1 protein-coding gene is annotated in these 1,398 nt (G+C 63.9%); it reads right to left on the bottom strand.

The genetic code is table 11. The features are described from left to right. Positions 1-1,398: condensation domain-containing protein (locus ABT118_RS32625; RefSeq protein WP_350678541.1), on the bottom strand; the 1,398-nt coding region annotated here is incomplete at both ends.

Here is a 1,398-nt window from a genome sequence, read left to right as displayed (position 1 = left end):
GCACATCCGGATCAGCCACCACCGCTTCGAAAACCCGCACCAACCGCGCCACAATCCCCTCAACCGCAACCCGATCAAACACATCGGTCCGGTAGTCGATAACTCCGTCGAGTGCGTCGCCTTGCGTGGCGTCGTACGAGCGGTTGGTGAAGGTGAAGGAGAGGTCGAACTTTGCGTTCTGCACCTTGATCGGCACTGGACTGGAGTCGACTCCCGACAGGCTCACCACAGGGTCTGGAGTGCCTTGCATGCCAACGTTCACCTGGAAGAGCGGATTCACACCCGTGATGCGCTCAGGGTTCAACGCTTCGACGATCAAGTCGAAGGGCATGTCCTGGCGCGCATAGGCGGCAAGATCCGTTTCACGGACTCGAAGAAGCAGTTCCCGGAATGTCGGGTCTCCCGAAGTGTCGATGCGCAACACCAGAGTGTTGACGAAGAACCCCACGAGATCTTGCAATATGTCGTCTTGGCGGGCTGACGCCGGGCTGCCCAGCGGAATGTCCGTCCCCGCACCCAGCCGGCTGAGAAGCATCGCCACACCTGCTTGCAGCAGCATGAAGAGAGTCGTCCGGTTCTCTCGCGCGACCGCCCCGAGCCGGCCGTGGAGCTCTCCGGGCAGCTCGAAGCGGACGCTTCCCTGAGGGGAGGCCGGAGCGGCTCGCCGCGGACGGTCGAATGGCAGCGGCAGCTGCCCCGGAAGCCCCTCCAACTGCTCCTTCCAATACCCCAGCTGGTCGGCGAAGCCACTGTCCGGATCCTCCGCTCGCCCCAGCGCCTCCCGGTGCCACAGTGCCCAATCCACGTACTGAAGGGCGAGCGGCGTCCAGTCGGGTGCTCGTCCAAGGAGGCGTGCCGCATACGCGGTAGCGATGTCCCGGTAGAGCGGTGGCAGTGACTGTCCGTCGCACGCGATGTGGTGCAGTACCAGGACCAGGACGTGATCCTGCGGCCCCTGCGAAATGAGCGAGGTACGGAAGGGAAGTTCAGTCGCGAGGTCAAACCGGTACTCTGCGGCGCGGGACAGCAGAGTGTCCAGGTTCTCCGTTTCAGCATCCGTAACAATGAAAGGCGGCTGAACGTCTGCGGGCAGCACCTTCTGCAACGGCCGACCGTCGACGTTGGGAAACAGCGTGCGCAGGCTCTCGTGCCTGGCGACCGTGTCTCCCAGCGCGGCCTTGAGGGCATCGACATCCAACGGTCCTGTCAGACGCACCGCGTGCGCAAGGTTGTATGTCGGCTCCTCGTCCAACTGGTGGAGGAACCAGAGCCTGCGCTGTGACAGGGACAGCGGAATCTCCGCCGGTCGTGTGGTGGGTTGGGGCGGGGTGCGAGTGGCTGATGCGTCTTCCAGGACTGCGGCGAGGCCGTTGACGGTCGGTGCATCAAACAGCGCGC

This window comes from Kitasatospora sp. NPDC002040 (genome assembly GCF_040296785.1).
Classification (GTDB): Bacteria; Actinomycetota; Actinomycetes; order Streptomycetales; family Streptomycetaceae; genus Kitasatospora.
The sequence above is the reverse complement of the archived record's forward strand: the minus strand, read 5'-3'. Positions and strand labels throughout refer to the sequence as shown.